The sequence below is a fragment of the Methylobacterium sp. WL103 genome (assembly GCF_008039885.1).
Classification (GTDB): Bacteria; Pseudomonadota; Alphaproteobacteria; order Rhizobiales; family Beijerinckiaceae; genus Methylobacterium; species Methylobacterium cerastii.
On the sequence record NZ_VRUX01000772.1, the window covers coordinates 1 to 1,651 of the forward strand.

1 protein-coding gene is annotated in these 1,651 nt (G+C 74.0%); it reads left to right on the forward strand.

Features of this window, described 5'->3' with window-relative positions; genetic code table 11:
• Nucleotides 1-116: 116 nt before the first annotated feature.
• A partial coding sequence (locus FV222_RS25255; RefSeq protein ID WP_147815932.1) for a SpoIIE family protein phosphatase occupies nucleotides 117-1,651 on the forward strand: 1,535 nt, incomplete at its 3' end.

Genomic DNA, 1,651 nt, shown 5'->3' on the forward strand with positions numbered 1-1,651 from the left:
TCGTTGCAGACGGCGCTGATGCGGGCGGATGCGGCGCTCTACGCCGCCAAGGCGGCCGGGCGCGACTGCGTCCGCGGCACGGAGGCCGAGGACGGGACGGGGCGCGGAGAGGCACGATGAGCGACTGCGCCAGCCCCGCCGTCCCGCTTCGGCGCCGGTCCCTGCGCGGGTTGGGGCCGCTCAGCCGCGACGACCTCGCCGCCAACCTCGGCTTCGCGGACGTGGCCGCGGAAGAGGGCGTCGCCGACATCATGCGGCCGGGCGCCCTGCGCGGCGCCGCCCGCGGGCGCAACCTCGACAGCGTCGCCTACACCCTGTTCCTGCGCATCTACCCGGTGATCGCCGTGGTGGTGCTCCTGACACAGGCGGCCATCGCCTGGGTGAACTACAACGACCAGTATCGGCTCTACACCGAGCGCGCCGAGGTGATGGCGACGCTGGTCGCCGCCAGCATCGCGCAGCCCGGCTGGAACCGCGATCCCGCCCGGTCCCGCGCCGCCCTCGACGCGCTGACCCGCGACCCGGCCTTCCGCTACGCCGCCCTGCACGACGCGTCGGGCCGGACCGTGGTCGCGGCCGGGCAGATGCCGCGCACGCGCCCGTGGGAGCTGGCGCACGTCTCCGCCGACCTCGTGCCCGCGGGCGGCACCCGGGCGGAGGGCAGCCTCACGGTCGTTCTCTCCACCGCGGCCCTCCGCGCCAGCGCCGAGAAGCAGGCGATGCTGTCGCTGGCGATCAGCCTGCTGCTGATGCTGACCTTCGTGGCGACGCTGCATAGGACGGTGCGGCGGCACGTGATCGCCCGCCTGAAGCGCCTGCTCGTCGCCATGCGCGAGGTCGAGCACAAGCGCTGGGCCACCGTCGCGATGGACGGCGAGTTCCGCCCGCGCAACGAGATCGACGTGATCACCCAGGCCTTCAACAACATGGTGGAGGGCCTGCGCTCCGGCGACGAGGCCAAGCAGCTGCTGCGGGACCTCGCGGCCGCCCACGCCAAGCTGGAGCAGGCCAACCGCCTCGTGATCGAGAGCATCGGCTACGCCCGCCGCATCCAGTCCTCGGTCCTGCCCGACCACGCCGCCCTCGACCGGGCCGGCATCGAGGTCGCGGTCCTGTGGGAGCCGCTCCACCTCGTCGGCGGCGACTACTTCTGGCTCGAGGAGGTCGACGGGTTGAGCTTCGTCGTGGTCGCCGACTGCACCGGCCACGGCGTGCCCGGCGCCTTCCTCACGCTGATCGTGGCCACCGCCCTCGACCGCCTGCTGCACGAGCGCGGCCTGCGCTCGCCTGCCGCGATCCTGGCCGGCCTCGACACGATGGTGCGGGCGCAGCTGCGCCAGGACGGCCGCGGCTCGGAGTCGGACGACGGCCTCGATTGCGGCATCTGCGTCTGGGACCGGGATGCGCGCACCCTCCTGTTCGCGGGCGCCGGCCTGTCGCTCACCGTGATCCGCGACGGCGTCGCCGAGCGCATCCGCGGGGAGAAGCGCGGCCTCGGCTATCCCCGCACCGGGCGCGAGGTGCTGCCGGAGCGCGACGTCTCCGTGCCGGTCGCGGGCGCGACCTTCTACCTGATGACCGACGGCATCACCGACCAGATGGGGCGGCCCGATCCCGCGCGCCCCGCCCGCCTGATCGGCCAGAAGGCGGT